21 protein-coding genes and 1 pseudogene are annotated in these 26,423 nt (G+C 70.1%); 17 read left to right on the top strand and 5 right to left on the bottom strand.

Going from position 1 to position 26,423, the window contains the following annotated elements:
• Positions 1–313: 313 nt before the first annotated feature.
• From NBG84_RS37120 to NBG84_RS37050, 16 genes are all read left to right on the top strand, one after another.
• On the top strand, positions 314–436 hold the full coding sequence (locus NBG84_RS37120) for a DUF2283 domain-containing protein (protein WP_250924123.1): 123 nt from the start codon (positions 314–316) through the stop codon (positions 434–436).
• A gap of 58 nt (positions 437–494) precedes the next feature.
• Positions 495–623: a hypothetical protein gene (locus NBG84_RS40905; protein WP_285368780.1), complete on the top strand. Its 129-nt coding sequence runs from the start codon at positions 495–497 to the stop codon at positions 621–623.
• 284 nt (positions 624–907) lie between these two features.
• Positions 908–2,863 (top strand): HAD-IIIC family phosphatase, encoded by a 1,956-nt coding sequence (locus tag NBG84_RS37115; protein ID WP_250924122.1) that lies wholly within the window; start codon positions 908–910, stop codon positions 2,861–2,863.
• Between the two features lie 12 nt (positions 2,864–2,875).
• Positions 2,876–3,193: a DUF6059 family protein gene (locus NBG84_RS37110; protein ID WP_250924121.1), complete on the top strand. Its 318-nt coding sequence runs from the start codon at positions 2,876–2,878 to the stop codon at positions 3,191–3,193.
• A 268-nt stretch (positions 3,194–3,461) separates the two neighbouring features.
• A complete protein-coding gene (locus tag NBG84_RS37105) occupies positions 3,462–5,261 on the top strand; it encodes a fatty acyl-AMP ligase (RefSeq protein ID WP_250924120.1) in 1,800 nt (599 codons plus the stop codon).
• Positions 5,262–5,264: 3 nt separating this feature from the next.
• Complete coding sequence (locus tag NBG84_RS37100) at positions 5,265–7,298, top strand: acyl-CoA dehydrogenase family protein (RefSeq protein WP_250924119.1); 2,034 nt, start codon at positions 5,265–5,267, stop codon at positions 7,296–7,298.
• Positions 7,288–9,087: an acyl-CoA dehydrogenase family protein gene (locus tag NBG84_RS37095; RefSeq protein WP_250924118.1), complete on the top strand. Its 1,800-nt coding sequence runs from the start codon at positions 7,288–7,290 to the stop codon at positions 9,085–9,087. Before NBG84_RS37100 ends, NBG84_RS37095 begins: the two co-directional genes overlap by 11 nt.
• 35 nt (positions 9,088–9,122) lie before the next feature.
• The gene (locus NBG84_RS37090; protein WP_250924117.1) at positions 9,123–9,431 is read left to right on the top strand and encodes an acyl carrier protein; all 309 of its coding nucleotides are present in this window, start codon (positions 9,123–9,125) and stop codon (positions 9,429–9,431) included.
• Positions 9,428–12,487: a type I polyketide synthase gene (locus NBG84_RS37085; protein ID WP_250924116.1), complete on the top strand. Its 3,060-nt coding sequence runs from the start codon at positions 9,428–9,430 to the stop codon at positions 12,485–12,487. The genes NBG84_RS37090 and NBG84_RS37085 overlap by 4 nt, the downstream gene beginning before the upstream one ends.
• Before the next feature lie 144 nt (positions 12,488–12,631).
• The gene (locus tag NBG84_RS37080; RefSeq protein WP_250924115.1) at positions 12,632–13,672 is read left to right on the top strand and encodes a 3-oxoacyl-ACP synthase III family protein; all 1,041 of its coding nucleotides are present in this window, start codon (positions 12,632–12,634) and stop codon (positions 13,670–13,672) included.
• 93 nt (positions 13,673–13,765) lie between these two features.
• On the top strand, positions 13,766–13,993 hold the full coding sequence (locus NBG84_RS37075) for an acyl carrier protein (protein WP_250924114.1): 228 nt from the start codon (positions 13,766–13,768) through the stop codon (positions 13,991–13,993).
• A complete protein-coding gene (locus NBG84_RS37070; protein WP_250924113.1) occupies positions 13,990–14,865 on the top strand; it encodes a 2-oxo acid dehydrogenase subunit E2 in 876 nt (291 codons plus the stop codon). Before NBG84_RS37075 ends, NBG84_RS37070 begins: the two co-directional genes overlap by 4 nt.
• Entirely contained in the window at positions 14,801–15,694 is an 894-nt protein-coding gene (locus NBG84_RS37065; RefSeq protein ID WP_250924112.1) for a 4'-phosphopantetheinyl transferase superfamily protein, read from the top strand. The genes NBG84_RS37070 and NBG84_RS37065 overlap by 65 nt, the downstream gene beginning before the upstream one ends.
• A gap of 297 nt (positions 15,695–15,991) precedes the next feature.
• Positions 15,992–17,140: an alpha/beta fold hydrolase gene (locus NBG84_RS37060; protein ID WP_250924111.1), complete on the top strand. Its 1,149-nt coding sequence runs from the start codon at positions 15,992–15,994 to the stop codon at positions 17,138–17,140.
• A 144-nt stretch (positions 17,141–17,284) separates the two neighbouring features.
• Entirely contained in the window at positions 17,285–17,575 is a 291-nt protein-coding gene (locus tag NBG84_RS37055; protein ID WP_250924110.1) for a hypothetical protein, read from the top strand.
• 3 nt (positions 17,576–17,578) lie between these two features.
• Positions 17,579–18,592 (top strand): alpha/beta fold hydrolase, encoded by a 1,014-nt coding sequence (locus tag NBG84_RS37050; protein WP_250924109.1) that lies wholly within the window; start codon positions 17,579–17,581, stop codon positions 18,590–18,592.
• A gap of 55 nt (positions 18,593–18,647) precedes the next feature.
• Here NBG84_RS37050 and NBG84_RS37045 read toward each other — a convergent pair whose 3' ends face one another.
• Positions 18,648–20,102: an MFS transporter gene (locus NBG84_RS37045; protein WP_250924108.1), complete on the bottom strand. Its 1,455-nt coding sequence runs from the start codon at positions 20,100–20,102 to the stop codon at positions 18,648–18,650.
• A gap of 348 nt (positions 20,103–20,450) precedes the next feature.
• Between NBG84_RS37045 and NBG84_RS37040 the strand changes: the two genes are divergently transcribed.
• Entirely contained in the window at positions 20,451–21,329 is an 879-nt protein-coding gene (locus NBG84_RS37040) for an alpha/beta fold hydrolase (RefSeq protein WP_250924107.1), read from the top strand.
• A gap of 114 nt (positions 21,330–21,443) precedes the next feature.
• Here NBG84_RS37040 and NBG84_RS37035 read toward each other — a convergent pair whose 3' ends face one another.
• The 4 genes and pseudogenes from NBG84_RS37035 to NBG84_RS37020 form a co-directional block, all read right to left on the bottom strand.
• Positions 21,444–24,269, bottom strand: coding sequence for an AfsR/SARP family transcriptional regulator (locus NBG84_RS37035; protein ID WP_250924106.1), 2,826 nt, complete (start codon positions 24,267–24,269; stop codon positions 21,444–21,446).
• Positions 24,270–24,351: 82 nt separating this feature from the next.
• On the bottom strand, positions 24,352–25,395 hold the full coding sequence (locus NBG84_RS37030; RefSeq protein WP_250924105.1) for an AfsA-related hotdog domain-containing protein: 1,044 nt from the start codon (positions 25,393–25,395) through the stop codon (positions 24,352–24,354).
• A 317-nt stretch (positions 25,396–25,712) separates the two neighbouring features.
• Positions 25,713–26,030 carry a ferredoxin gene (gene fdxA, locus NBG84_RS37025; protein ID WP_250924104.1) on the bottom strand — a complete coding sequence of 106 codons (318 nt, stop codon included), beginning with the start codon at positions 26,028–26,030 and terminating at the stop codon, positions 25,713–25,715.
• A gap of 35 nt (positions 26,031–26,065) precedes the next feature.
• A pseudogene (locus NBG84_RS37020) lies at positions 26,066–26,423 on the bottom strand (hypothetical protein); the annotation flags it as partial.

Raw genomic sequence — 26,423 nt, 5'->3', positions numbered from 1 at the left:
CCCGGACACCACCATCTGGAAGAGCGTGCACCCCACCGGAAGGAATGGATTGCCCTGTGCGGTCATCCGTACCCGCCTCCGCGCGTCGGTGACTCCGGCAGGATTCTCGTAGCTGGTGATCGTCTTGGTTCGGCGGGACTCAGTCAGGGTTCAGTGTGGACAGACGCAGTGCCGAACAAAGGGGTGTCCGAGCGGTGGCAGACATCAGGGCCACCTACGACGAGACTGCGAACGCAGCGTATGTCCACCTCACCGACCCGCGGGTTCGCACCAGGGCTTCGCGCACCCCTGCGATCCGGTGGGGGTTGGCGGCATGATCAACCTCGACTTCGACGAGCAAGGGCGTCTGATCGGCGTCGAGGTTTTGGCAGCCAGCTCCAAGCTGCCCGAATACCTGCCCGACTCCTGCGAGCGGCTGGACGCCGCCGAGCCATGAACTGGTCGAGCAGGAGAGCTACCTGGCCCTGGGTCACATCGGTGAGGTTCCAGTCCGGGTGGCTGCGGCGCGGGTGGGCGATCAGTACGACTCGGTTGCGGCCGCCATCGACGGCCTGCCCCGCAACACCCGGCTACCGCGGTCGGCCGATCGAGCGGCCATCTCAGGGCTGTCCCGTAAGCCCTGATGAGCGCGTAGTCCCTGATGAGCGCGCGACCACAGCGACGGCACACCCCTGGGCCTGACGGCCCGGTCGCGGCCTGAGAAGGCGAACTCACTCCCTCACTGGCCGGCTGCTTCGGCCTGGCCCGTGCGCGCAAGGGCGACTTAAGACACCCCCGTAACGCTGGAGTCCGTCGCCCGTCGCAGCGGCGCCGTGTGCCCGGGGGCGGGGCAGCGCCCCGGGCCTGGCACCGGCCGCGGAGCAGGGCGACGTTTCCGGTGAAACGAACGTCGGTGAACGGAGAGAGCATGGCCACGGTTGCGAGCACATCCGTGGGCGAGCGGATCGGGCCACTGGACCGGCTGCGCGCCCTCCACCGCGAAGGGCGGCTCGCCCACGCGTACCCCGAGGTGCCCGGCCTGCTGGCCGAGTTGGCATCGACGGGCGATCCCTCGGGACCGCCCGCCCAAGACCTGGTACGGGCCGGTCAGCTACTGGCCAGATTGGACGCCTCCGCCGTACTGGCCGAGCACCCCGGCACGGACGCGGTGAGCGTCGCGGTCACGGGACATTCCACCCTGAGTGGACTCACCTCCCCCCTCACCGCGGAGTTCGCCCGCCACGGCATCCTCCTCAAGCTCCACTCCGGAGACTTCGGTTCCTGGTTCCGCGATCTCCAGGACACCCAGAGCGAGTTCTACGCCGCCGGCGCCGAGGTCGCGCTCTGTGTCCTCGACGCGCAGATCGTCTTCGATGAACTGCCGCACCCCTGGCTGGTCGACGATGTGGAACGGATCGCCACCGCCAAACTCGCCCTGATCGGCTCACTCGCCGAGCGCTATGTCACCCATGGCAGCGGCACCCTGGTCCTCAACACCCTCCCGCTGCTGCGCACCCATGTCCGCCGGCTGGTCGACGCCCGGTCGCGGGCCAGGCTCGGGGTGATCTGGCGTGAGTTCAACGCGGGCCTGCTGCGACTCGCCGCTGCCCATGACCGGGTCCATGTGGTGGACCTCGACCCGCTGGTGGCCGCCAGCGGTCCGGTCAATGAGCCGCGGCTCGCCGCCTACACCAAGGTCCTCCTCGGCGACGGGCTGCTCGCCGGCTACGCGCGCGAGGTGGGACACCTCGCGCGAGGTCTGCGGGGACGCACCAAGAAGGTGCTGGTGGTCGACCTGGACAACACCCTGTGGGACGGCATCCTGGGTGATGACGGCCCCGAGGGCATCGCCGCGGCCACCACCTACCGGGGTGAGGCGTTCGGCCGCTTCCAACGGCTGGTGGGGCAGATCGGCGCACAGGGCGTGCTGCTCGCGGTGTGCAGCAAGAACGACCGGGAACCCGTACTGAAGGTGCTGCGTGACCACCCCGATATGGCGCTGCGGGAGAAGGACTTCGTACGCGTCAACGCCAACTGGGAGCCCAAGGACGGCAATTTGCTGGAGATCGCACGACGGCTCAACCTCGGGGTGGACAGTTTTGTCTTCGCCGATGACTCACCGTTCGAGTGCGGGCTCGTGGCGGGCAGTCTGCCGGGGGTCGCGGTCGTCCGTCTCGACGAGGAGCCCGCCCTGCACATCGAGCGCTTGCTCGCCGACGGTTGGTTCGATGTTCCCGAGCTGACCGTGGAGGATCGCGCTCGCGCCGAGTTGTACCGCACGGATGCCGCTCGGCAGGACCTCCAGGAGAGCGCCGGCTCCATGGAGGAGTATCTGGCGGGCCTGGACGTGGAGGTCTCGCTGTCGCCCGTACGCGAGCACGAGATCGCCCGGGTCTCCCAGGTGACCCTGCGGACCAACCAGTTCAACCTGACCACCGAGCGACTCCAGCAGGCCGACATTCGCACCCGTAGGCAGTCCGCCGAACATCTGGTGCTGGCGATTCGCTCCGCCGACCGCTTTGGTGAGAACGGCCTCGTCGGGGCGGTGCTGATCAGCGGCATCGGGTCCGACGGCGGGTGGAGAATCGACAATATGCTGCTCAGCTGCCGGGTGTTCGCGCGTGGCATCGAGGAGACCTGCCTCGCCGCCGTGCTGCGCAAGGCCAAGGAGGCCGGGGCGCGAGGGGTGCACGCCGACTACCGGCCCACGGCCAAGAACCATCGGGTGCGCAGTCTGTATCCGTCCGTCGGCTTCACGGAGACGGGTCAGGACGCAGACGGTGCCGGTGCGGTGTCCTTCCATCACGATCTGGCGGAGGAGAGCCTGCCCCAGCAGCCGGCGCACGTCCGTCTGACGGTGGACTTCACCGAGCAGTCGGCCTGAGGGGCGGAGCGCATGACGGCGGTCTCGGGCGGATGGTGGTTGCGGCGGTCCGGGCGATGGCTGCTGAGGTTTCTGATGCGGGGCTTCGCCTCCCTGGCCGCCATGTCCGGCGTGCTGCCGGCCAGTTCCTTCGCGGCGGCGTCACAGGAGTGGCTCGCTGAGGACGGTGCGGCACCGCGGTCGGACGGCGTCACGGAGCCGGGGAGTGAGCTCGTACCGCTCGATGGGCCGCCGTCGGCACATCCGGAACGACTGGTGGTCGGGGTGCCGCTCTCGCCGGGTGAACGCGCCCTGTGGGCGCAACTGGAAGGGCGCGGAAGGCTCTCCTGAAGAAGCGGACCGCCGAAGGCGAGTAGCAGGGGCAGGCCCCCACTCGCGGCATCCGGGAGCGAGGCCCGCCCCGCAGCGCCGGGGCGATGGCACAACTCCCGTATCGAGGCGGTCCGCTTCGTGCTGCGCGCACACCGGCTCAACACGGGCCCTCGCCGCCTGGCACTGGCCCGGCGCCTGCGCAAGACGGCCTTTAGGGAGGGAATCGACGATTCGCGGGTCGGGTCAGTTCGACAGGTTCAAGTGGCTTCACAGCGAGGGGAAGACGGTGGCGGAATTCGGTTCATTCGCGGAGCTGGTGCTGACGCGGTCGGACGAACGGGGTGACGCGGATGCGTTCGTGTTCCTCTCCGACGGCGGGCGGGGGGCGGAACCGGAGCGGCTGCCCTATCGGGAGCTGGACCGGAGCGCCAAGGACCTGGCGTCCTGGCTCCAGGAACACGGGCTGTCGGGGCGCCAGGTCCTCCTCCTCTACCCTTCCGGCCTCGACTTCATCAAGGCGTTCATCGGCTGCCTCTACGCCGGGGCGGTCGCGGTGCCCGCGCCGCTGCCGTCCGAGCAGGGGCAGCACTTCAGACGTGTCTCGTCGATCGTCCGCGATGCCCGGGTCGGCGCTGTGCTCACCCTGGGCCAGCACAGCGCCGACGTCCAGGCGTGGCTGGCCGCCGAAGGGTTCTCCGATGTGGTCACCCTGGCCACCGACCGCGGTCCGGTCGGTGCTGCGGGCGCCTGGCGTGATCCGGGGCTGAGCCGGGACGATCTGGCGTTCCTTCAGTACACCTCGGGTTCCACCAACTCCCCCAAGGGGGTGATGGTCAGCCACGGCAACCTGCTGGCCAACGAGGCCGCCATCGCGCGCTCCGCCCAGAACACCTCCGACATGGTGATCGGCGGGTGGCTGCCCTTCTACCATGATATGGGCCTTATCGGGCATGTGCTTCAGCCCTTGTGGCTGGGGACCGTGGGCGTACTCATGTCCCCGGTGTCCTTTCTGCGCCGGCCCGCCCGCTGGCTGGAGATGATCAGCGACTACGGCGTCCACGGCACGGGCGGACCCAACTTCGCGTACGACCTCTGCGTCCGCAGGGTCACCGACGCGCAGTTGGAGGGGATCGATCTCTCGACGCTGCGGACCCTGTGCAATGGCGCCGAGCCGGTCCGCGCCGAGACCATCCGGGCATTCAGCGAGCGCTTCGCGCCCCACGGCTTTCGGCCCGATGCCTTCTTCCCCTGCTACGGCATGGCGGAGACCACCCTGCTGGTGACCGGTACCCGCAAGGAGCGCGGGGCGTTGCTGCGGGAGGTGGATGCGTCCGGTCTTGAGCGCGGGAGCATCGAGGGCCCGTATCTGGGCGCCCCGACGCGGACCCTGGTGAGCAGTGGGGTGGCGAACGAGGAGGACTTCGACGTACGGGTGGTCGACCCGAACAGCCTGGTGGAGCGGCCCGGTGGGCAGGTCGGCGAGATCTGGGTACGCGGTAGCAGTGTCGCTTCGGGGTACTGGGAACGGCCCGAGGTGAACGCTGAGGTCTTCGGCGCCCGGATCACGGGCCAGGAAGAGCTGGGAACCTGGCTGCGCACGGGTGACCTGGGGGTCCTGGAGGGCGCGGAGTTGTTTGTCACCGGCCGTCTCAAGGAGATGGTCCTGATCAACGGCCGCAATATCTATCCGTACGACGTGGAGAGCGCGGTACGGGGGCTGGACCCGGCGATCGGTGCCGGTGCCGTCTTCGGTGTGGACAGCGGCGGCCAGGAGCACTTGGTGGTCGTCCATGAGGTCCGGGCCGCCGCGCTGAGCTCGGACCTCAAGACGCTCGCCACAGCGGCGCAGCGGCTGATCGTGCGGGAGTTCGCGGTGCCGGCGGGGAATGTGCTGCTGGTGCGCCCCGGCACCATCCGACGTACCACCAGTGGCAAGATCCAGCGGACCCTGATGCGGAAGTTGTTCCTCTCGGGCGCGCTGACCGCGCTCCACTCGGTGGTGGAGCCGTCGGTGACCGCGTTGATCGAGGGTGGCGAGGTCACGGCCGCCGTGGAGGCCGCGCCATCCCTGGTTGCGGTGGGCTGACGCATGGATCACGCCCCCTACCGCGTTGCGCAGGAGCTTGAGCTGCTGCTCGGTGACCCCGAGGACCCCGACGAGGTGTTCTCGCACGCCCGCTGCCTGGAGCTGGACGAGAAGGAGGAGTTCCCCGCGGAGATCTGCCGGGTGCTGGAGGACTGGGGACTGCCCGAGTACTACATTCCGGCCGAGCACGGCGGACGGCTCACCGACTACGAGACCGTCTTGCAGGTGATGCGGGTGGTCGCCCGTCGGGATCTGACGGTCGCGGTGGGACACGGGAAGACCTATCTGGGCGGAGTGTGCGTCTGGGTCTCGGGTACCGCGGAGCAGGCGCGGGCGCTCGCCGCGGACATTCGAGCCGCGGTACCGGTCTCGCTGGCGCTGACCGAGCGCGCGCACGGCAGTGATCTGATCGCCGGGGATGTGCTCGGTGAGCCCGACGGGACCGCCGGCTGGCTGCTGTCCGGTGAGAAGTGGCTGATCAACAATGCCACCCGGGGCAGTCTGCTGTCGGTGCTGACCCGCACGTCCTCGGACGGCGGACCGCGTGGATTCACCGTGCTGCTGGTCGACAAGCGCAGGCTCTCGGCAGGGGACGACTACCACTGCATCGACAAGATCCGCACCCATGGCATCCGGGGAGCGGACATCAGTGGCATCGTCTTCGACGGTGCTCCGGTCGGCGCCGACGCGGCGGTGGGCGCCGTGGGCGGCGGGCTGGAGACCGTGCTCAAAGCGCTCCAGCTCACTCGGACGATGTGTGCCTCGCTGTCGCTGGGAGCGGCGGACCACGCGCTGCGCATCGCCTGGGACTTCACCGAGCGGCGGGAGCTGTACGGGCGACGGCTGGTGGAACTGCCACAGGCTCGCCATGTGCTCGCCGGTGCCGCGACCGATGTGCTCATCGGGGAGGCGCTGGCCACCGTGGCCGCTCGTTCGGTGCACACGGTGACCGATGAGCTCAGTGTGAGCGCCGCGGTGACCAAGTACCTGATACCGACCGGGACCGAGGCGGTGATCGCTCAGCTCACCAGGTTGCTGGGCGCGCGTGCCTTCCTCAAGGACGTACACGCCCGCGGGATGTTCCAGAAGATCGACCGGGATCACCGTATCGTCGGCCTCTTCGACGGCAACACGCTGGTGAACTTGAACTCCCTGGTGAATCAGTTCCGTTCGCTGGTCAGGGGCTGGCGGCGGGGGACCGGCGATACGGCGGGTGCCAACGCGGCCTTCGATCTGTCGAGGCCACTGCCGCCGTTGGACCCGAAGCGGTTGTCCCTGGTCGCTCGGCGAGGCAGCGGCATCATGGCGAGCCTGCCGGATTCGGTGGCGCTGTTGCGGGCCGAGGCCGCGGGACGACCGGAGCTGAAGGAAGCACTGGCGTCGGCCGTTCGGCTGGTGAGCGTGGTCGAGCGGGTCCATGAGGCGATGGATGAGTACCGCGCCGTGGTCTCCGATGTGCCGCCCGAGGCGTTCGATGTCGCACGGCGCTACAGCCTCTGTCTGGCCGGTGCCGCGTGCCTGGGGCTATGGGTCCACAACCAGCAAACGGGCGGCCAGGGGCCCGCTGGTGGTCTGTGGCGGGACGGTGTGTGGCTGCGGGCCGCGCTCGAACGGCTGCTGGAGCGCCTTGGTGAGCCCACGGCCGAGGAACCCGAGGCCTATCCCCGACTACTGGAGGAGCTCCGCAGGGCCGGGAGTTCCGGTGCGCTGTTCTCGCTCTTCGCCCTGCGACTACACCCGGGGGACGCCGCCTCGGTCACCTCGCCCGCGCCCCTGGGCGCGCACTCGCCGACGGCGCCGCACGCACCTCACCCATCACTGCCACCGCCAGGACGGACCACGGGCCCGCTACGAGCTCCCGGCACCGGTCAGTCGTCCGAGCTGAGGGAGCTGGCGACGAGTACGGCGGCACCCGCCGCCTCCCCGGGCACACACCCGCCGGGGCTCAAGGGCAACGACCCGCAAACCGGGCGCACTGCCACCGACACCGGGTCGCACCAGACGCCCGGTCATCAGAGGGGACGTCATGCTGAGTGATCCCGCCATCCAGGGGCTACCCGGCAAGGTGGTCCCAACCGGTCCAGCGCCCACCCCGGGCCTCTTGGCCGACATGGCACAGGAGGAGGCGGCCCAGCGACGCGTCGCCGATCTGGAGAAGCGTTTCGGCGACCCCGAGGACCCGGCCAACCCACTGTCCGCGGCGCATATCCTCGCCGCGGACGAGGCGGGAGAGCTGTCACCCGCGGGTGAACAACTCCTCGATGACCTGGTGTTCAACGCCGAGTTCGTACCGACCGCGCTCGGAGGGCGACTGGATCGGCTGGACACCCTCGTGCGGATGATGCGCCAGGTGTTTCGACGCGATGTCGCACTCGGCCTCGGCTATGGCATCACCTCCTTCATGGCGGCTGCCAACGTCTGGACGGCCGGTAGCGATCAGCAGCGCCGTCGGCTGGCCGACCTGCTGCTGGACGGCCAGAAGATATCCGTCGCGTACCACGAACTGCCCCACGGCAATGACTTCGTCCGCAATGAGTTCCGGGCCGACCCGGTGCCCGGGGGGTATCGCCTCCAGGGCCGGAAGGAGGTCATCAACAACGCCGCGAGTGCGGCTGCCTTCTCCCTGTTCAGTCGCACCAGCGAGAATCCGGGCAGCCGTAGTCACTCGGTGCTGCTGGTGGAGCGGGATCAACTGGATCTCGAACGCTTCTCGGTGCTGCCCCGGTACCACGCCGTGGGGGTTCGCGGCTGCCGTCTTTCGGGACTGGACTTCGCCGACTGCCCGGTGCCCGAATCGACCCGGGTCGGTGCCGTGGGTCAGGGCGTCGAGTTGGCGTTGCGTTCGTTCCAGATCACCCGCAGTGCCATTCCCGGTATGGCGATCGGCGCGCTGGACACCTCGTTGCGCACCGTGGTGCGGTTCGCGGTCGGCCGGCAGTTGTACCGACGCACGGTGATGGAGATCCCCCATGCGTCCGCCACTCTCAGCGGAGCGTTCCTCGACCTGCTGATCTGCGACAGCCTGGCGCTGGTGGGCACCCGTGCGGTGCATCTGCTCCCCGACGAGACCAGTGTGTACGCGGCGGCGGTGAAGTACCTGGTGCCGAAGATGCTCACCGACACCATGTACGACCTCTCCATCGTCCTCGGGGCCCGGTTCTATGTGCGCGAGGGCGAGTTCGGTCTCTTCCAGAAGCATGTCCGCGATCTGCCGGTGCTCAGCCTCGGCCACGCCGGTTCGGCGGCGTGCCAGGCCACCATCATTCCGCAGCTGTCCCGGCTGGCCCGGCGTGCCTGGTTCACGGGGGACGAGGCACCCCAGGCGCTGTTCCGCCCCCGGGAGGCACTGTCCGGCATTCCCTTCGACAAGCTCGCACTGGCCAGCGGCCGGGACAGCCTGAGCGCTTCCCTGGTGGCCGCCGTCGATGACCTGCCCAGCGGCTCCCCCGAGGAGTTGGCGGTGCAGGCGCTGGTGATGCGGATGCTGGACCAGCTCAGACAACTCCAGGAGGACAGCCTCAGTCTGTCTCCGCTGGACCGGACCGCTCTCGCCAGCCCCTCCAGTTTCGCGCTCGCCGACCGGTACGCGGTGTTCCTCGCGGCGGCTGCCGTGTTGGGCGTCTGGCGGGCGGCGCGGGACGGCGGAGATTCCTTCCTGGCCGACCCCGCGTGGGCCGCGGCCGCGCTGCACCGGCTCGCCCGCCGGCTCGGCCAACGCCCGGCCGATCTGCCGCCCGCATGCGAAGGCCGCGTGCACGAGGAAGTGCTGCGGCGCTTCCACGAACGCCGTAGCTACGACCTCTATGACACCCCGCTGGCCGGCTGACGCCGGTTCCCAGCGCTTTCACCAAGGAGCACCCCATGTCTGTTCCCGCGACCGACCGCCCCACGAGCACCCAGCACACCGAGCACAGCGTCGAGTCGCTGAGCAGCTGGCTCGCCGACCGTATCGCGCTCTATCTCCAGCGGTCGCCGTCCGAGATCGCCCCCTCCGTCCCGCTGGCCGAGTACGGGCTGGACTCGGTCGCCGCCCTCAGCCTGTGCGGCGATATCGAGGAGGACTTCGACCTGGTCCTGGAGCCCACCGTGGCCTGGGACTACCCGACCATCGACGCGCTCGCCGGACACCTGGTGGAGGAGCTGCGGGACGTGCAGAGTGAGGCCCGATGAGGCCCGTCGCCATCGTCGGCCTCGACTGCCGATTCCCCGGGGCGCCCGACCCCGGCGCCTACTGGGACATGCTGATGCGCTCCGACGAAGGAGTGGGAAAGGTCCCCGGGCAGCGCTGGAACGCCCAGGACTTCCACTCCCCCACCGGCGCCGAGGGCCACTCCAACACCAGCGAGGGCGGGTTCATCACCGACCCGGACGCCTTCGACAACGAGTTCTTCACCATCTCCCCGCGCGAGGCGGCGGCGATGGACCCCCAGCAGAGACTGCTGCTCCAGTGCGCCTGGCGGGCCGTGGAGGACGCCGGGATCGCGCCGCAGAAACTGGCCGGGAGCCCCACCGGGGTCTTCGTCGGCATCATGGGCAACGAGTGGGCGCAACTCCATCTCACCGACTACGCCCGGGTCACCGCCCAGGTCGGGTCGGGCAACGGCTACTGCATGACCGCCAACCGGGTCTCGTACCATCTCGACCTCAAGGGTCCGAGCCTCGCGGTGGACACCGCCTGCTCGTCCTCACTGGTCGCGGTGCATCTCGCCTGCAACGCACTGCTGTCGGGTGAGTGCGACACCGCCATCGCCGCCGGTGTGAATGTGGCCCTCACCCCCGCTCTGAACATCTTCTACACCCAGGCCGGACTGTCCGCCCCCGACGGGCGGTGCAAGCCCTTCAGCGCCGAGGCCGATGGCATCGGCCGCGGGGAGGGTGTCGGCGCGGTCGTGCTGCGGCGGCTGGAGGACGCGGTGGCCGACGGTCAGCCCGTGTACGCGGTGATCCGGGGCACGGCCGTCAACCAGGACGGGCGTAGCAACGGCATCACCGCACCCAACCGCTGGTCCCAGCAGGACGTGCTGACAGCCGCCTACCGAAGGGCCGGGGTGGAGCCGTCCGAGGTGACGTTCACCGAGGCACACGGCACCGGCACCGTGCTGGGCGACATGATCGAGATCAAGGCGCTGGGACAGTTGCACGCGGACCGGACCGGACGGCCCATGGCGGTCGGTTCGGTCAAGGGGAGCATCGGCCACACCGAGGGTGCGGCGGGCATCGCCGGACTCATCAAGGTCGCGCTGTCCCTGCACCACCGGGTGGTGCCCGCCAGCCGTCACGCGACCAAGGAGAACCCCGCGCTCAAGCTGGCCAAGCAGGGGCTTCGGCTGCTCAAGACCCCGCTGCGGCTTCAGTCGAAGCCCGCGATCGGCGGACTGAGCAGCTTCGGCATGGGGGGCACCAACGCCCATGCCGTGTTGGAGTCCGCGCCCGCCTACGCGGCCCGGCCCGAGGCGGTGGTGGTGGACGGCGAGCGCACCAGTGGCCGCACCGGTCTGGGCAGTGGGGTGTTCACGGTGAGCGCCCCCTCGCTCGATGCGCTGCGCCGCAATCTCCTGGCACAGGCCGACGCCATCCAGCGCCGCAGGGTATCGGCGGGATCGCTGTGCTGGAGCAGCAACCGGGTCAAGACGGGCCATCGCTATCGCTTCGCGCTGCCCGCCCAGGACACCGGTGAGCTGGCCGGGGCGCTGCGCGAGGCGGCGACCGACGACGATCTGCTGGCGCGACTCACCGGGAATCCGGCGGGCAGGCCGCTCGTAGCGCTGCTCTTCACCGGCCAGGGCTCGCAGTATCCGGCGATGACGGCCCGGCTCTACCGGGAGTCGCCGTTGTATCGGCGGTTCCTCGACGAGGCCGACGCCGCCCTCACACCGCACACCGGGGGCTCGGTGCGTGATCTGTTGCTCTCGGGCGATCCCGAGGTGCATCGGACCCGTTGGACCCAGCCCGCGCTCTTCGCCGTGGGCTACGCCTTGGCGTCGAGCCTGGCCGAGCTGGGTGTGCGACCGACGCTGCTGCTCGGTCACAGCGTGGGCGAGTACGCGGCAGCCGTGCTGGCGGAGGTCTTTCCGTTGGAGCAGGCCGCGCAGCTGATCGCCGCGCGCGGTGCGTTGATGGAGCGGCTGCCCGAAGGCGGGGGGATGCTCGCGGTACGGGCGACCCCCAGGGATCTTGCCCCGCTCCTGGAGCGGGAGCCGCTGGTGGGGGTGGGTGCGGTGAACGGGCCGCAGGCCACCGTGCTGTCGGGCGAGCTGGCCGCGCTGGGCCGGATCGATGACGCCTTGCAGAAGCGGCGGATACGCACCAGGAAGCTGGCGGTCTCCCATGCCTTCCACTCTCCCCTGATGGAGCCGGTGCTGGAGGAGTTCGCCGGTATCGCGGAGGAGGCCGGTGGTGGGGTGCCCAAGCTGCCGGTGTACTCCACGGTCCGCGGCCGGCTGCTGGAAGCCGAGCCGATGGACGCCAAGTACTGGACCGAGCACATCAGTGCGCCCGTGTTGTTCGGTGAGGCGGCGATGCAGCTGTTGGAAGCCGGGCCCACACATCTGGTGGAGGTGGGCCCCCGGCCGGTGCTCACCCAGATGGCACGCCGGCTGCGCCCCTCCGCCCTGGCCGGTGGGCAGAGCGTCGCCCTGGTGCCGGACGAGCAGGCGGGCGGTCACCAACTGGCCGAAGCCGTGGCGCAGTTGTACCGGAGCGGTCTGGAGCCCTGGTGGAACGCGGCGTACCCGGAGGAGGAGCGGGCGCCGCAGCGGCTGGCGCCGTACGCGTTCTCGGACGCCCATCGGTTCTGGACCCGTGGTCCCATTCGCTCCGCGACGGCCACGGGGGTCGGTGTGCTGCCGGCCTCCGGCGCGGCGGCACGGGAGCAGAGCGGCGAGGCTGAGCCGGAGACCAGGGCGCTGAGCGTGGCCGGCACGGTGGAAGCGCTGGCGGTGTTGCCGTCGGCTCGGGAGAGCGCACCGGTGGATGTGGTGGCGAGCGCGGTGATCGAGGCCGTGGCCGGGGTGGGCGGCTATGCCCCGCAGGAGATCTCACCCGGCTCACTGCTCTTTGAGGACCTCGGCTTTGACTCGGTCATGGTGATGGAGCTCAAGGACCGCATACAGGAGCGGCTGACCGGGCTGGAGGCGATGAGCGTGCAGGATCTGCTGCCGCGGCTGTCGTCGGTCGGCGATCTCATCGACTATCTGCGCGACCGGGTCGGCGCCGCCGTCGCCTAGGGGCTTCCCCCCAGCCCAGGGCTTTTACCGCGGCTCAGGGCCTTTCCACCGGCTCGCGGTCAACGGTTTCGACCGTCACGGTCGGCGTTGATCCCGCCCGACCCATCGGCCCCATCGGCTCTGCAAGGAAGAAAGGACCGTACGATGCAGTCAACCCCGCCGTCCCCCGAGGCCGTGGCCTACCTCGCGGCCGTCGGCACCGCCCTCCCCGGCGACCCCGTCGACAATGCGATGCTGGCGAAGACCCTCGGCGTCAACGAGGAGTGGATCGATGTTTTCATCGGCACCAGAACCCGGCACTTCGCCCGTGATCTGATCACCGGAGAGGTGCGCTGGTCGCTCGCCGACCTCTGCGCCCAGGCAGGTGAGCGCGCGCTGAGCGCGGCCCGGGTCGCCCCGGAGGAGATCGAGTTCGTGGTGATGGGCACCGCGACCCCGGATCATCTGATGCCCGCGACCGTCAACCAGGTCGCCGATCAACTCGGCCTCGACCAACTCCCCACCTATCAGCTCCAGTCCGGCTGCGCGGGCGCGGTGCAGGCGCTGGAGTTGGGGCGCACCCTGATCACCGGCGGTGGCTATGGGACCGGGTTGGTGATCGGTGGGGACGTGTGCAGCAAGCACCTGGAGCTCGACCGGGATCTCTCCGGCGCCGCACCCAGCGATCTGGTCAACTACGTCCTGTTCGGGGATGGGGCGGGCGCCGCGGTGCTCACCTCGGAGCCGCGCGGTCACCGGCTCGCGCTGCGCCGGGTGCTCAACCGGTTCACCGGTCTGGGCCGGGAGCCCGGCCAGGTGATCGACTGGTTCGGGCTCGCCGACCGGCATGAGGACCGACAGGCGGTGCGGGAGGACTACAAGGCGATCGAGTCCGCCGTTCCGGTGATGGCCGCGGAGATCCTCTGGGAGTTGCTGGAGGAACTGGACTGGTCAACGGACCAGGTGGACTTCCTGCTGCCACCACAACTGTCCGGGCGGATGACCCGGCGCATCACCGAGCAGTTGGATCTGCCGGGTGCCGTCGAGGTGTCGTGTGTGGCCGAGACCGGGAACAACGGCAACGCACTGCCCTTCCTCCAGCTGGAACGCCTCTTGGAGCAGATGACCGATGGTCAGCGCGCGCTGGCGGTCGCCGTTGAGTCCAGCAAGTGGATCAAGTCCGGTTTCGCCCTGGAGAAGGTCTGACCGGCCCCGCACCCACCCAGCGGGCCCGCACGACCGCGGGGTCGCACTCGTCTGTCACCACCCTTCACATCGCGCCCGGGAGGGCCGTACGCCATGCAGACCATCGATGAATTCGTCCGTCTCGTCAGGGACGAACTGGGGATGCCCCTAGAGGACCACGAGGTCCACGCCGATCTTGACCAGCTGCCCGAGTGGGACTCGCTGTATCTACTGAAGCTGGTCACCGTCTTGGAGCAGACCACGGGCAGGCCGCTGCCGGTCGGCAGGCTCCTGGAGGCTCGCAGCCTCCAGGAGATCTACCGACTGGCGGTCCAGACGTGACCGTGTCCCGGTCCGCCGAAGGCCCCCCGGCACAGCCCCCCGCTGCGCGTCGGCGCTCCGAGCGCAATCGGCTGCACACCCTGTACTTCCTGGAGCACGCGGCCCGGCAGCGTCCCGTGCATCTCGACACGGACATCGACATGTCCCGGATCGAGGCGCACCGGGCGGCCGCTCGGGCGGTCGGGCAACGCTATTCGCGGGTCGCCTACCTGCTCTGGGCGAGTGGCCGGGTGCTGCACCGCCACCCGGGGGCCAACGCGGCGCTGCTGCCGGGGCGCCCCTTCGGACTGCGCGCACCGCGCACGGTTCGCTTCACCGGGGTCACGGCCAAGCTGGCACTGGACCGTACGGTCAACGGCGAGCGAACCGTGCTCTCCGCGCTGCTGCCCCGGTTGGAATCCGCGGACCTGGACAACATTCAGGAACGGATCGACCGCTACCGCTCGCCGGACAGCGCGGAGCTGCCCGAGTTCCGCGGGGTCCGACTGCTCGGCAGGCTCCCGGTACCGCTCGGCCGGCTCGCCTTCGCCGCGGCTCTGCGCGCGCCGGCCAGAAGGCCTGCCACCCTGGGCACCGTGTCGGTCAGCTCGCTGGGCCATCGGCCCGTCGACGGCTTCCACTCCAGCGGCGGCACCGCGATCACCCTCTGCGCGGGGCGCGTCATCGATCGTCCCGTCGTCAGACAGGGGCGGCTGGCGATCGCCCCGGTGATGCGACTCGGGCTGACCTTCGACCACCGGATCATCGACGGCGCGGCTGCGGCGGATGTTCTCGGTGATCTCACATCCACTTTGGAGGGGTTCGATGATGGCGCGGAGGAGGACTGTATCCAGCCCCTCGTTCGGGGAACCGGTCAAGATCTCCGGGCGTGACGGGGCTTGGGACCGGGTCCGCGCCGACCTTGAGGAGCACTCGGTCGCGGTACTGCACGCGCGGCTGGCCGACTGGCGGCCGGACCAGGCGGGCGGGCCGCGGCTGCGTGCGCTGTTGGGCCGGGACTGGGAGCGGTACCTGGAGATGACCCACCCGACGGTACGGGTGCGCTTCGCCGCGTCCCGAGTGCTGTTGAAGTTCGCCGCCGCGGTGGCCCTGAGGGTGCCCCCGCAGGTGATCGAGCTGGGTTACGGCCCCACCGGCCGCCCCTATCTGCGGGGTTGTGACGCGATCGACATCAGCCTCAGCCATACGGAGGATCTGCTGTTGATCGGGCTGACCACCCGTGGCCTGATCGGTGTGGATGCCGAACGAGAGGATCGCCCGCTCTACACGCGCGGGCTGCATCGGCATGTCTGCACCCCCCATGAGTTGACCGCCCTGGAGCTGCTGCCGCCCGAGGAGCGGGGGCGCGCGCTGGTACGGCTCTGGACGCTCAAGGAGGCGTACAGCAAGGCGATCGGGCAGGGAATGAGGTTCCGCTTCACCGACTTCGGATTTGGTCCCGATGGCCAGCCTGCGCGGGTGCTAGCGCCCGATGGAACACCGGGCACCGGGGTGGAGTGGGAGTTTCAGACATTCCTGGTGGATGGCGGCTATGCCGTCAGTGTCGCGGTCAGCGACTCCGGATTCGGCGATACGGCGGATACGGCCGCGGGGACCATGCTCGATCCGCGGGTGGTTGACGCACTCACCGAGGCGTTGGGCGACGACAGTGAGACAGCGGATGGCGATCTGGAGACGGGGACGGCGGCAGCGTACTGGTAGATCGCCTGGCATCGCGGCCGTCCCCGGGGCGCCGTGGGTGGAAGGGGGCTCCCCTTCCACCCACGGCGCCTTCCGCGTCCCAGCGACGAGTCAGGCTCGACCGCCGCGTCAAGCAGGGCTTAAGGGGCTGCGTCCACCATGCTTCTTGGGCGGGCGCTCGGCCGGAGGCACATCCCCCCACCCCGGCAGGCGCCCGCCCCCAGGGGCTGTTCGTCACCGCGCTCCGCATCTGATCGCCCCAGGACGGTGCTGGGTTCCCGGCACTCGCCCTGGCCAAGGGAGAAACGGAGGAGATCCATGAACCACCTCGAAGAGCTCAAGGAGTTCGCCCGGCTGCACGCACGCGGCCAGGGCATCAGTGAACGCCAGGTGGCGGCGGTGCTGCCGCGGATCACCTCTGATGAGCCGGGACACCCTGGGTCATGGGCCCGGGTGTGGAGCGCCGAGGCCGACCGGCTCGCCTTCTCGGGCCAGCCGCTCGACGCGTGCCGCCGCTATGCCCTCGCCCGGTTCCCCCACCACGGCGACGACGACCGTTCAAGGGCACAGCTGAACTGCGTACGGACCTTTGACGACTGGCGACGGCGTCGGGGCATCGAACGTCTGGTGCTCGACCATCCCGGGGGCACGGTCGCGGCGTGGGCCGCCGGGCTGGACCGGTCCGGACGCCGTCCCCTGGTGCTCGTCATGGGAGGCATCGTCAGTGTCAAGGAGCAGTGGGCGCCGCTGCTGCCCAAGCTCGCCCGGCTGGGGTACGCGGCACTCGCCACCGAGATGCCCGGCGTCGGCGAGAACACCCTGCGCTATCGCGCGGACTCCTGGCAGCTGCTGCCCTTTCTGCTCGACCAGCTGACGGGCCGTGCGAAGGTCGCGCAGACCTCCGTGCTGGGCCTGAGTTTCAGCGGGCATCTGGCGTTGCGAGCGGCGGCCGATGACCCCCGTATCCGTAGTGTCCACACGGTCGGCGCGCCGGTGTCACACTTCTTCACCGATCCCCTCTGGTGGCCCCGGATTCCGGGGATCACCCGGGAGACCCTGCGCCGGCTCACCGGCGTGGCGGATGAGAAGGAACTGCGCGCGCTGCTGGCCGACTTCGCGCTCGACGCGAAGACCCTGGGTGCGGTGCGGGTTCCGGTGGACTATGTGGCGAGCTCCCGGGACGAGATCATCCCGGCGGTGGAGCGCCAACTCCTCGCCGTGACACTCCCCCAGCTGCGGCTCAAGGAGTTCGACGACGTCCACGGTTCACCCGCGCACCTGGGGGCCATGCGCAAATGGCTCGTCGGCTCGCTGCTGCGGGTACGGATCACGGACTCCTACCGACGGGTGAACCAGTACCGCAGGGCCGCCGACCGGGTGGCGACCGCCACTGGTACCGGAGCCGCTGCCGGAGGCTCTGGGGTGCGCACCCTGAGCCGTCAGCACTCCACCACGACCAACGACTGAACGGCGCCGCTGCCTCACTCCCACGACTCAGCAGGGCGTCCCCTGGGGAAGCCCACCACCGCAGGATCTCCTGGCCCACGCGCTACCCCGCGGAGCAGGCCCGTTTCCGGGCACACCATGAACGCCGACCGAGAGGCGGTTGCCATGCCCACCTTGACCACTCTTTCCCCTACCGCACGAGGTGCCGGGTCTCCCGGCACGATCCAGCCCTGGCGCTCACTCGCGTCGCTGGGGATCGACCCGACGCCCTTGGAGACCGGGCCGGCGTCGCACCTGGAGAACGGGCACAACACCCCGTCAGATCAGGTGCCCGGGGCGGCCGCTGCCCCGGCGGGCGGTCTGGATTCCGGGCTGCGGATGCCGGGCTTCACTCCTTTTCCCGCACCGGTGCTCTCCCCCGCGTCGACGGGAAACCCGGGCCTGCGGGAGGCGTGACCCGTGGCCATCCCCCCTCTCACCGGTGACCGCCCCGGGCCGGGACAACCGAGGCCGCGCGGTACGCGCGGCGGCGAGGTTCGCCTCCGTACCCGGCGACTGCACGGCTACCGCCACGCCTACCGGATGGCGGGCAAGGGAGCGGCCGTGGTGTTGATCCACGGCATCGGTGACTCCTCAGCGACCTGGACGGAGATCATCCCGGGGCTGGCCCGTCGATACCGGGTGCTCGCTCCGGATCTGCTCGGCCACGGCGGGTCCGACAAACCGCGTGGCGACTACTCGCCCGGCGCCTACGCCAATGGACTACGCGATCTCCTGAGCGCGCTGGGCATCGACCGGGCGACCCTCGTGGGGCATTCGCTGGGGGGCGCCGTGGCCGCGCAGTTCGCCTACCAGTTCCCGGAGCGCACCGAGCGGCTGGTGCTGGTCGGCAGTGGGGGCATCGGTCGCCAAGTGACCCCACTGCTGCGAGCGGCCACCCTGCCAGGAGCCGGCCTGCTCCTGGCCGCACTGCAACTACCCACCGTACGCTGGCAGTTAGGGTTGACCGTACGGCTGATCCAGTCACTCTCCAGCAGTCTGGGGCTGGACGCGCCCGAGTTGTTGCGCGCCATCGACGCGCTGCCCGACGCCACCTCACGCAATGCCTTCGTCCGAACCCTGCGGGCCGTCGTGGACTGGCGCGGACAGGTCGGAACGCTGCTGGATCGCAGCTATCTCACCCAGGGGATGCCCACCATGCTGGTCTGGGGCGGGCGGGATCTGGTGGTGCCCGCGGTACACGCCGGGCTGGGTCATGTCTCCATGCCGGGCAGCAGGCTGGAGATCTTCGCTGAGGCAGGGCACTTTCCCTTCCGCGCCGAACCGGAGCGCTTCCTCGCCGTGCTGCACGACTTCATGAAGGGCACGGAGCCAGCGCGGTTCAGCGCGGAGGAGTGGCGGCAGCTACTGCGCAACCGCCGTCCCCAGCTACGCGGTACCAGCGAAGCGGGGCCTGGTCGGGCAGCGGGCTGACGGGCCGCTACGCCGATGGACACCAGGGCGCCAGGAGATGGCGAGCGCCGGTGGGTCAGCCGCGTCTCGCCGCCATGGCCGAGAGGGTGGCGCCCAGACAGAGCACGACCGCGAAGCCGGTCATCGAGACGCTGGTGCTCCAATGCCGGATCGCCACGCTGAAGAGGACCGATGGCAGGCCAAGGCCCGCGTAGGCGGCGGTGAAGTAGACCGCCAGCACCCCCGCCCGAGAGGCGGGGGCAGCGGCGCTCCCCGCTCGGGCCACACCCGCCTTGAACAGCACCCCGCCTCCCGCCCCGGCCACGGTGACCGCCGCGAGGTACAGGCCCAGGGACGGGTGGTAGAGCGAGAGGGCCACCAGGACGAGTCCGACCGGGAAGACCAGCGCCCCGACGGTGAGCAGTCGCGCCGGGGGGAGTCGGGCGAGTGCGAGTTGGCCAACCGCGGCGGCGGTGAACATCACCCCCGGCGCCAGCCCTGCGACAAACGTGCTGGAGATCCCGAGCGTGCCCCGGAGCATCACCGCACCCAACGAGGTGACCAGGCCGAACAGCGCGAACGAGAAGAACCCGAGGGCTGCCGCGGAGGCGAACTCGCGCCCCGCGCCGTCCCGCAGGGCGAACCGGGGAGGACGCTGAGCCGCGGCGGACCGCAGATCGACGGTCTCGGGCACCGTCCAGGTGAGCAGCAGGCTCAGGGCGAGCGCGGCGGCGAAGCCGAGCTGCGTCAGGGTGAGCGGGTGGGGCAGCCACTGGGCGACCGCACCGGCCACCAGGGGGCCCAGGGCGAGCCCGCCGAGGTTGGCCGCGGTGGCCACGACGGCAGGCCGGGCCGCCGTGGGGCGGTCGGGATGCTCGCGGGCGTAGAGGTCGTGCAGATAGGCGGTGGCCGTGGAGGCCATGAGCCCGATGGCGACGCCGTTGAGGAAGCGTCCGACCACCAGTCCGGGCAGGCTGCTCCACAGCGAAAGGACGACGGCCGCCACCATGGCGACGGTCAGCGCCGGGAGAACGATCCGACGGCGGCCGTAGTGGTCGGACAGATGTCCAAGGGCGAGGAATCCCACGGCGGCACCGGCCACCAGTACGGCGAAGACCTCGGTGATGGTGATCGCCCCGAAGCCGTCCTGGTCGGCGTAGCTCGGCCAGAGCGGGGTCGGAGCGGTACCGAAGGCCATGACCAGGGCAAAGGAAATGGCCACATACCAGAAGCCCCTGCGGTACGAGGTTCGCCAACGGTCGCTGTGAAGGGAACGCGGCCGGGCGCCGGCCCGACGGGGGCGGCTGCTGACGGTACCCGGCGAGGGTGGCGCTCCTTCTCCCGGCGCTGTCTGGAAGCTGTCATCCGTCGGGGAAGTCCCCCGCTCCGCGTCGCCTGCCGGGATGAACGGCGACGGTGAACCGGAGGCGGGGTAGGCCAGCGGGTGCGCGGGGCGCGGCGGCACCGTCGCGGCGAGAGCGCCGAGGAGCAGCGCCAGGGCCAGCAGAGTGCGGGCCAACCGTCGAAACACCGTGCCTCCTCGGGTCGTCCGACATGCCGGGCCCCCGGAAACGGGACTCGGTGCGGGCCCGGCTGAGGGAACGCACCGTGATCGACTCATCGGGTAGCCGGGCGCGTACGGGAGCGCCAGTGAATCCGCGGTCTGGGCACCAGCCCACGGCGTTGCCGCCCGCGAGGGTGTCTTCCCCAACTCTCGGGTCCGGGCCGGTGATACGCGGCCCGGTAGCCCCCCTGCCGTGGGGGCGTCACTCCGATGGCCGGAGATTTCACTCTCCCGCCCATGTCAACGGGCGGAGGTGGCCAGGTGGGGTGAACGCTGAGGCGACAGCCTTCCCTCCCAGTAGAAGAGAGACCTCTCATGGCTGTGTCACCACCCTCCTCCCGTCCGATGCGCCGCCGCATAGTGCGGGTGGGCGCCTTGTCCCTGGCACTGACCGCGGCGGTGTTCGCGACCGGACCCGCGGTCGCCGGGGGCGACCCGTCCGGTGGGGAGAACCCCGAGCCCACGAGCCATGGCGCCAAGCCGACGGTGGTGCTGGTGCACGGCGCGTTCGCGGACGCATCCGGCTGGAACGACGTGGTCGAGCGGCTCCAGCACCAGGGGTATCCGGTGCTCGCCCCACCGAACCCACTGCGCGGTGTGCTCAGCGACTCGGCCTATGTCGCGTCCATCCTCAAGTCGGTCAAGGGCCCGATCGTGCTCGCGGGGCACTCCTACGGCGGCGCCGTCATCAGCCAGGCCGCCGCCGGAAACGAGAATGTGAAGGCCCTGGTGTATGTGTCGGCCTTCATGCCGGATGTGGGCGAGAACCCGGCCGCGCTGTCCACGAAGTTCACGGGCAGCGACCTCGGCACCGCGCTCCGGCCGGTCCCGTACACCGACGGAACGACCAGCGGCACGGATCTGTACATCCAGAACGAGAAGTTCCACGCCGTGTTCGCGGCTGACCTCCCCGAGGCGCAGACTCGGATCATGGCGGTCGAACAGCGCCCGGTCGCCCAGGCCGGGTTCGCACAGAACGCCACCGCCGCGGCCTGGAAGACGATTCCGTCCTGGTTCATCGTCGCCAAGAACGACAAGGCGATCGCCCCCGACCTGGAGCGCTTCGAGGCCGAGCGGGCCAAGTCGCACACGGTCGAGATCGACTCCTCGCACGTCGCGATGATGTCCCACCCCGACGTCGTCGTCGATCAGATCCGCAGTGCCGCCCACGCCACGGCGGAAAGCGCCAAGTAGCGGACCGATCCGAGTGGAGCTGCACGCGTGGGCTCGCTCAACGCGACGCCGGTGTGTCCTCCCCGACCGAACAGGGGGACACACCGGCGTCGGTGTGCTCGGATTGAGGAGAGATCACCGTGAGAGTGCGGGCGAGTGCGAACGGCCGCCTCGGCCGACCGCCGCACCGATGAGCCACATCCCGGGTCGCACCTCCACCGCGTACGGTGGGTCATCAGCGGCGACCACCGCCCCGGAGCGTTGGTCCGGCTGTCCGTTCCGCGACGGCTGGGACTGGTTCGCCGGGGCGTCCTGGGCCATTCGAGCGGCGGTGCGGCGGGTGTACTCGGCCCAGCGACGGTCCCCGAGCCGCTCGGCCCAGCGACGGCACTGCACCAGCTGACCGGTGGCCGTGTCCCGCCGCCCCTTGCGGAGATTGACCAGGGCGAGCCCGTTGAGCGCGGCCACCCCACCCCAGAGGTCCCCTCCGGCCAGGCACTGGTCCAGGGCCCGCCCATACCGTCGAGCGGCGGCCCCGAGCCGGCCCTGGCCCAGCAGGATGTCCGCCACACCGATCCGGCAGCGGGCGGAGCCGATCCGGTCCCCCACCCGGTCGAAGCAGTGCTGCGCCGCGGTGTAGAGGTCCAGGGCCCGCCGGCCCTCCCTGCGCTGCCAGGCGAGGTCCCCGAGCGAGTAGCGCACCACCGCCTCCGCGGCGGTGTTACCCGTGCGCAGCGCGGCGTCCAGGGCGAGTCGGTGGGTCTCCTCCCAGTCATCCCACGCGGCGCACGCGTGGAAGTACCCGGTGGCGCTGTCGGCGAGTTCCCCCACCAGCGGCCACAGACCGGCCGCATGGGCCTGTCGTACGGTCTCCACCAGGCCCGTTGCCTCCTTCCCGAACCATCCCAGCGGGCTGCTGCCCACGATGGCGGCCCGATCGAGGAGGGTGCCTTGATAGGCGTCGCCCATCGCCGCTCCGGCGCCGCTGAGCGCTGGGACTCGCCAGTTCCGTCCGGGGGCGAGCCGTCGGTCCGCGTATCTGGCCAGCGCGAGATAGGCGTGGCAGAGCCGTTCCATGGCCTTCGGCGGCTGCCCATGCTCCTGGTCAGCCGCATCGCGCAGTTCCACGGCCAGCACCCGCAGCAGGGAGTGGAATCCATAGCGTGCCGGCCGCTCGCCGGGTCTCGCCTCCAGCAGTTGGGCGCGTACGAGCTCCTCGGCGACCTCGTCCGCCGCGCCGGGGGTGATGCCCAGCAGAGCGCCGGCGGTCCATCCGGCGAAGTCCGGGGCGGGGGCCAGGGTCAGCAGCCGAAAGGCGCGCTGGGTGGCGGGGGTGGCTTCCTGGTATCCGGTCAGGAGGCTGGAGCGCAGATCGAGATCGCCTTCGCGGAGCACCCCCAACCGGGTTCTCTCATCGCGCAACCGTTCCGCCAGTTCGGCGGCCGTCGTATGCGGCCGCGCGGTCAGGGCCGCCGCCGCGACCCGTAGCGCCAGTGGCAGATATCCGCACAGCCGGGCGATCTCCGCCGTGGCTGCCGGGTTCTCGGCCATGCGCTGACCTCCCGCGACGCGCAGGAGTTCCAGGGCGTCGTCCGGTCGCACGGCGTCCAGAACCAGATGCTCGGCGCCGTCGAGCGCTGCGGCCGTGCGCCGGCCGATGAGGATCACAGCGCTGCCGTCGCCGGGCGGTAGCAGGGGGCGTACCTGTTCCTCGGAACTGACATCGTCGATGACGAGCAGCATTCGGCGTCCGTGCAGGGCGCGTTGGAGTCGGTCGGCGAGTTCCCCCGGATCGGTCGGCGCTGTGGCGCCGGGGGCGGCGCCGATGAGCCGGCGCAGCAGCAGGGCGCCCGCCTGGGTCGGGCTCAGCGGTCTGCCCTGGGGGCCGCGCAGCCCCACCAGCAGTTGCCCGTCGGGGAACTGCCCGGCCAGGCGGTGGGCGAGCCGTAGCGCCAGTACGGTCTTACCCGCGCCGGCCCGGCCCGAGATCGCCAGTAGGCGCGCCGGCTGCCGTCCACCGCCGCCGCGGAGCACCTTCTCCCCGTAGGCCAGCTCCTCGTGACGGCCGGCGAAACCGGGAGCCGCGGCGGGTAGTACGGGTTTCGGCACAGGCACGGGCGCGGGGGCGGTGGCAGTGACCCCGGGGGAGGCCGGCGGTGTCGGCCGGTCGTTGGCGGCGACGCCGGCGCGAGCGGCCCGCCAGTCCAGTGATGGGTCACGGCGGAGTACTCGTTCATGCAGTCGGGCAAGTGTGGGGCCGGGTTCGACCCCCAACTCCTCGACGAGGGAGTGGCGCAGCCGTCCGTACACCCTCAGCGCGTCGGAACCTCGTCCCGTCCGGTACAGCGCCACCATCAGATGAGCGTGGAGCGTCTCCCGCAGCGGGTTCTCATTGGCGAGGGCCAGTAGTTCTCCGGCCAGCTCCTGATGGCGTCCCAGCCGCAGATCGGCGACGATCCGCTGTTCGAGGACCTCCAGTCTCAGTTCGTCGAGACGGATGGCCGCGGACTCCAGCCGTACGCCATGGGGGATGCCGGACAGCGCCGGTCCGGCCCAGAGGGCGAGGGCCTCACCCAGCAGATGGGAGGAGCGCGCGAAATCGCTCTCCTGGTAGGCGGTGCGGCCGTCGGAGCGCAGGCGCTCGAACTGGGGAAGGTCGAACTGGCCCTCCTGGTGGGGTATTTGGAGCAGATATCCAGGGGGGCGGGTGACGAGCAGCCCACCGGTGGTGGCGGCGGCGTCATCGCCTTCGGCGAGCACCTTTCGCAGTTGGGACACATACACCTGAAGCGTGGTGGTCGCGGTCCGCGGTGGCTCGGTCCCCCACAGCTCATCGATCAGGCTGTGCGCTGGGACCACTTCACCGGCCTGCACCAGCAGGGTGGCGAGCAGTGCACGTGGTTTGGCGGCTGATGGGGTGCGAGGGGACAGACTCACCGGCCCCAATACCCGAAAACGCATGGATGGCTCCTCTCGATGACGAACGGGGTGGGGGTGTGTCAACCGGGGGGTGGGGGCGTGGGGGGGTGGGGGCTGTCGGTGGTCAGCAGTCCTGGAGCAGTGTGGCCGCCGCGGTGCAGAGCACCCGGCTGCCCTGGCTGAAGGTGAGCTTCACCTGGAGGGTTGGACGGCCCGCGCTGTCACGCAAGGGGTCACGGGTGTTCACCGTGCAGGTCAGGGGGAGGTCCGCTTCGCCAAAGCCGCGGAAGGAGGCCCACCAGTGGGTCAGCACGACATGGGCGGGTTCAAATCCCTGAAGCTCGGCGGCGACCACCAGCGCCGCCTGTCGGGATGCCTCCAGGAACACCGGGCCCGGTATGTGTCCGTCGGGGCCGCCATGGAACATCTCATGCCCGGGGGCCGGCACGACCGGCAGCATGAACTCGCCGTCGACGGCCCGTAACGGCGGCCCCACCAGGACATTGCGCAGATCACCGCGGCCTGCCTGTTCGGGGCGGACCGCGGTGCGCCGCGTACCGTGGGGCGCTGGGGGCAGCGAGCCGCGGAGACTCTCGCGGCGCCCCAGCTCGCGGTGTGACCGGTACACCCTGGGCATCAGGAACTGGAGCCTGGCGGTGCCACTGCCGCAGCTCACTCCGTCGATGGCCACCCCGCCGCGGCAGTCAAGACCGCGGGGGATCCCGTTGACCACGTCGACCGGGGTCAGGGTGATGTCCAGGGTCATGGGTGCCGAACGGCCGGTTCGGCGCCAGGGGCCGAGGTCCTGGACATCGATCCCGCTCGACACAAAGACGGCGGGACGCTCGGCGGGGACCCGGAAGTACTGATGGGCCACGAAGAAGGTGGCCTGGCGCAGGGATTCCGCGGCGAAGAGCAGATCGTGGAAGGTGTCGGGGCCGTCGTTGAACACCGGGTGTCCGTCGGGGAGTTCGGCCGAGAGGGCGAAGTGCTGCTCCACCGGGGCGCTGGCGTCCAGCAGGAACCCCTCCGGAGTGTCGGGTCTGTGCAGCAGATGCAGAGGGGCCATGCCGTGGGAACCCGGTAGTCCGGCAGCGCGGGCAGCGGACGCGGTGGTTGCCCCGGGTACCGTCAGTGCGGCTTCTGAAGCATCGAGCGCGCTCTCCATACCAGCTCCTTCATGTGTCCCCCGGCCGAGCCGGCGGCGAGAACGATCGTGGATCCGTACGCCGTGGGGCTTCGTCCAGCGCCCAGATCGCTCACGAACCACACATCGATGCACACATGTCTGGCGCATATGCATGCGTCCGTGAGCGATGTACTGGGCGATCAAGCCTTCTTCGGGGCGGAAACACCACGGGCGGTGGCGAGATTTACTCGCCACCGCCCCAACGTTCTCGCGAACCGCTGCAATCGCTCTGGACTTGGCCTGTACCGGTACTGGACCGCACCGGAATGCGATCTACCACTACGGCGGGCCCAGGGCTACTCTGCGGCTCCCCGGCCTGCGACCAGGGGATGATCGACACTGAGCGGACCTGCTCCGCTCGCTCCTCCGAGGGAGCCGAGCGGTACAAAGACCTCGGCGTCCGCCGTGCGGTAGTCGCTCCACTCGGCCGGGACGTCCTCGTCGAAGAAGACGGCCTCCACCGGGCAGACGGGCTCACAAGCGCCGCAGTCGACACATTCGTCGGGGTGGATGTAGAGCTTGCGCGGTCCCTCGTAGATGCAGTCGACCGGGCATTCGTCGATACACGCCCGGTCCTTGACGTCGACGCAGGGCTGAGCGATCACATACGCCATGGTGTCCCTCCCTGGGATGCGGCGTTCTCGATGGATCAGACGAGTAGGGAAGGTGATGACCGGGGGCTGGGTGGCCGCACCGTCCAGGAGTCCTTCCCGGTGAGCAGAGCCGCCAGGTCGCCTTTGCCTTGTTGTTCGACGGCGGTGTCGAGTTGGTTGTTCATGAGGGTGTCGTAGATGGGGCGTTGGACGCTGCGGAAGACCCCGATGGGTGTAGGGGCCTCCACACCGAAACGGGTAGGGGTAGGGGCCTCCACACCGGAGGTAGGGGTAGGGGCCTCCACACCGGAGGTAGGGGTAGGGGCCTCCACACCGGAGGTAGGGGAAGGGTGGAGGGTGTCGGGGTTGGCGAGGCGGGAGAGGGCGAAGGCGGTGGTGGGGTGGGTGGCGTGG

It is taken from the genome of Streptomyces albipurpureus (genome assembly GCF_023701525.1).
Taxonomy (GTDB): Bacteria; Actinomycetota; Actinomycetes; order Streptomycetales; family Streptomycetaceae; genus Streptomyces; species Streptomyces albipurpureus.
Note: the sequence above shows the minus strand (reverse complement) of the source record. Positions and strands in the feature narration are given on the sequence as shown.

Coding starts and splice junctions, on each gene's coding strand:
- NBG84_RS37120 (WP_250924123.1), top strand. CDS start 314: ATGATCAACCTCGACTTCGACGAGCAAGGGCGTCTGATCGGCGTCGAG.
- NBG84_RS37115 (WP_250924122.1), top strand. CDS start 908: ATGGCCACGGTTGCGAGCACATCCGTGGGCGAGCGGATCGGGCCACTG.
- NBG84_RS37110 (WP_250924121.1), top strand. CDS start 2,876: ATGACGGCGGTCTCGGGCGGATGGTGGTTGCGGCGGTCCGGGCGATGG.
- NBG84_RS37100 (WP_250924119.1), top strand. CDS start 5,265: ATGGATCACGCCCCCTACCGCGTTGCGCAGGAGCTTGAGCTGCTGCTC.
- NBG84_RS37095 (WP_250924118.1), top strand. CDS start 7,288: ATGCTGAGTGATCCCGCCATCCAGGGGCTACCCGGCAAGGTGGTCCCA.
- NBG84_RS37090 (WP_250924117.1), top strand. CDS start 9,123: ATGTCTGTTCCCGCGACCGACCGCCCCACGAGCACCCAGCACACCGAG.
- NBG84_RS37085 (WP_250924116.1), top strand. CDS start 9,428: ATGAGGCCCGTCGCCATCGTCGGCCTCGACTGCCGATTCCCCGGGGCG.
- NBG84_RS37080 (WP_250924115.1), top strand. CDS start 12,632: ATGCAGTCAACCCCGCCGTCCCCCGAGGCCGTGGCCTACCTCGCGGCC.
- NBG84_RS37075 (WP_250924114.1), top strand. CDS start 13,766: ATGCAGACCATCGATGAATTCGTCCGTCTCGTCAGGGACGAACTGGGG.
- NBG84_RS37065 (WP_250924112.1), top strand. CDS start 14,801: ATGGCGCGGAGGAGGACTGTATCCAGCCCCTCGTTCGGGGAACCGGTC.
- NBG84_RS37060 (WP_250924111.1), top strand. CDS start 15,992: ATGAACCACCTCGAAGAGCTCAAGGAGTTCGCCCGGCTGCACGCACGC.
- NBG84_RS37055 (WP_250924110.1), top strand. CDS start 17,285: ATGCCCACCTTGACCACTCTTTCCCCTACCGCACGAGGTGCCGGGTCT.
- NBG84_RS37040 (WP_250924107.1), top strand. CDS start 20,451: ATGGCTGTGTCACCACCCTCCTCCCGTCCGATGCGCCGCCGCATAGTG.
- NBG84_RS37035 (WP_250924106.1), bottom strand. CDS start 24,269: ATGCGTTTTCGGGTATTGGGGCCGGTGAGTCTGTCCCCTCGCACCCCA.
- NBG84_RS37030 (WP_250924105.1), bottom strand. CDS start 25,395: ATGGAGAGCGCGCTCGATGCTTCAGAAGCCGCACTGACGGTACCCGGG.
- fdxA (WP_250924104.1), bottom strand. CDS start 26,030: ATGGCGTATGTGATCGCTCAGCCCTGCGTCGACGTCAAGGACCGGGCG.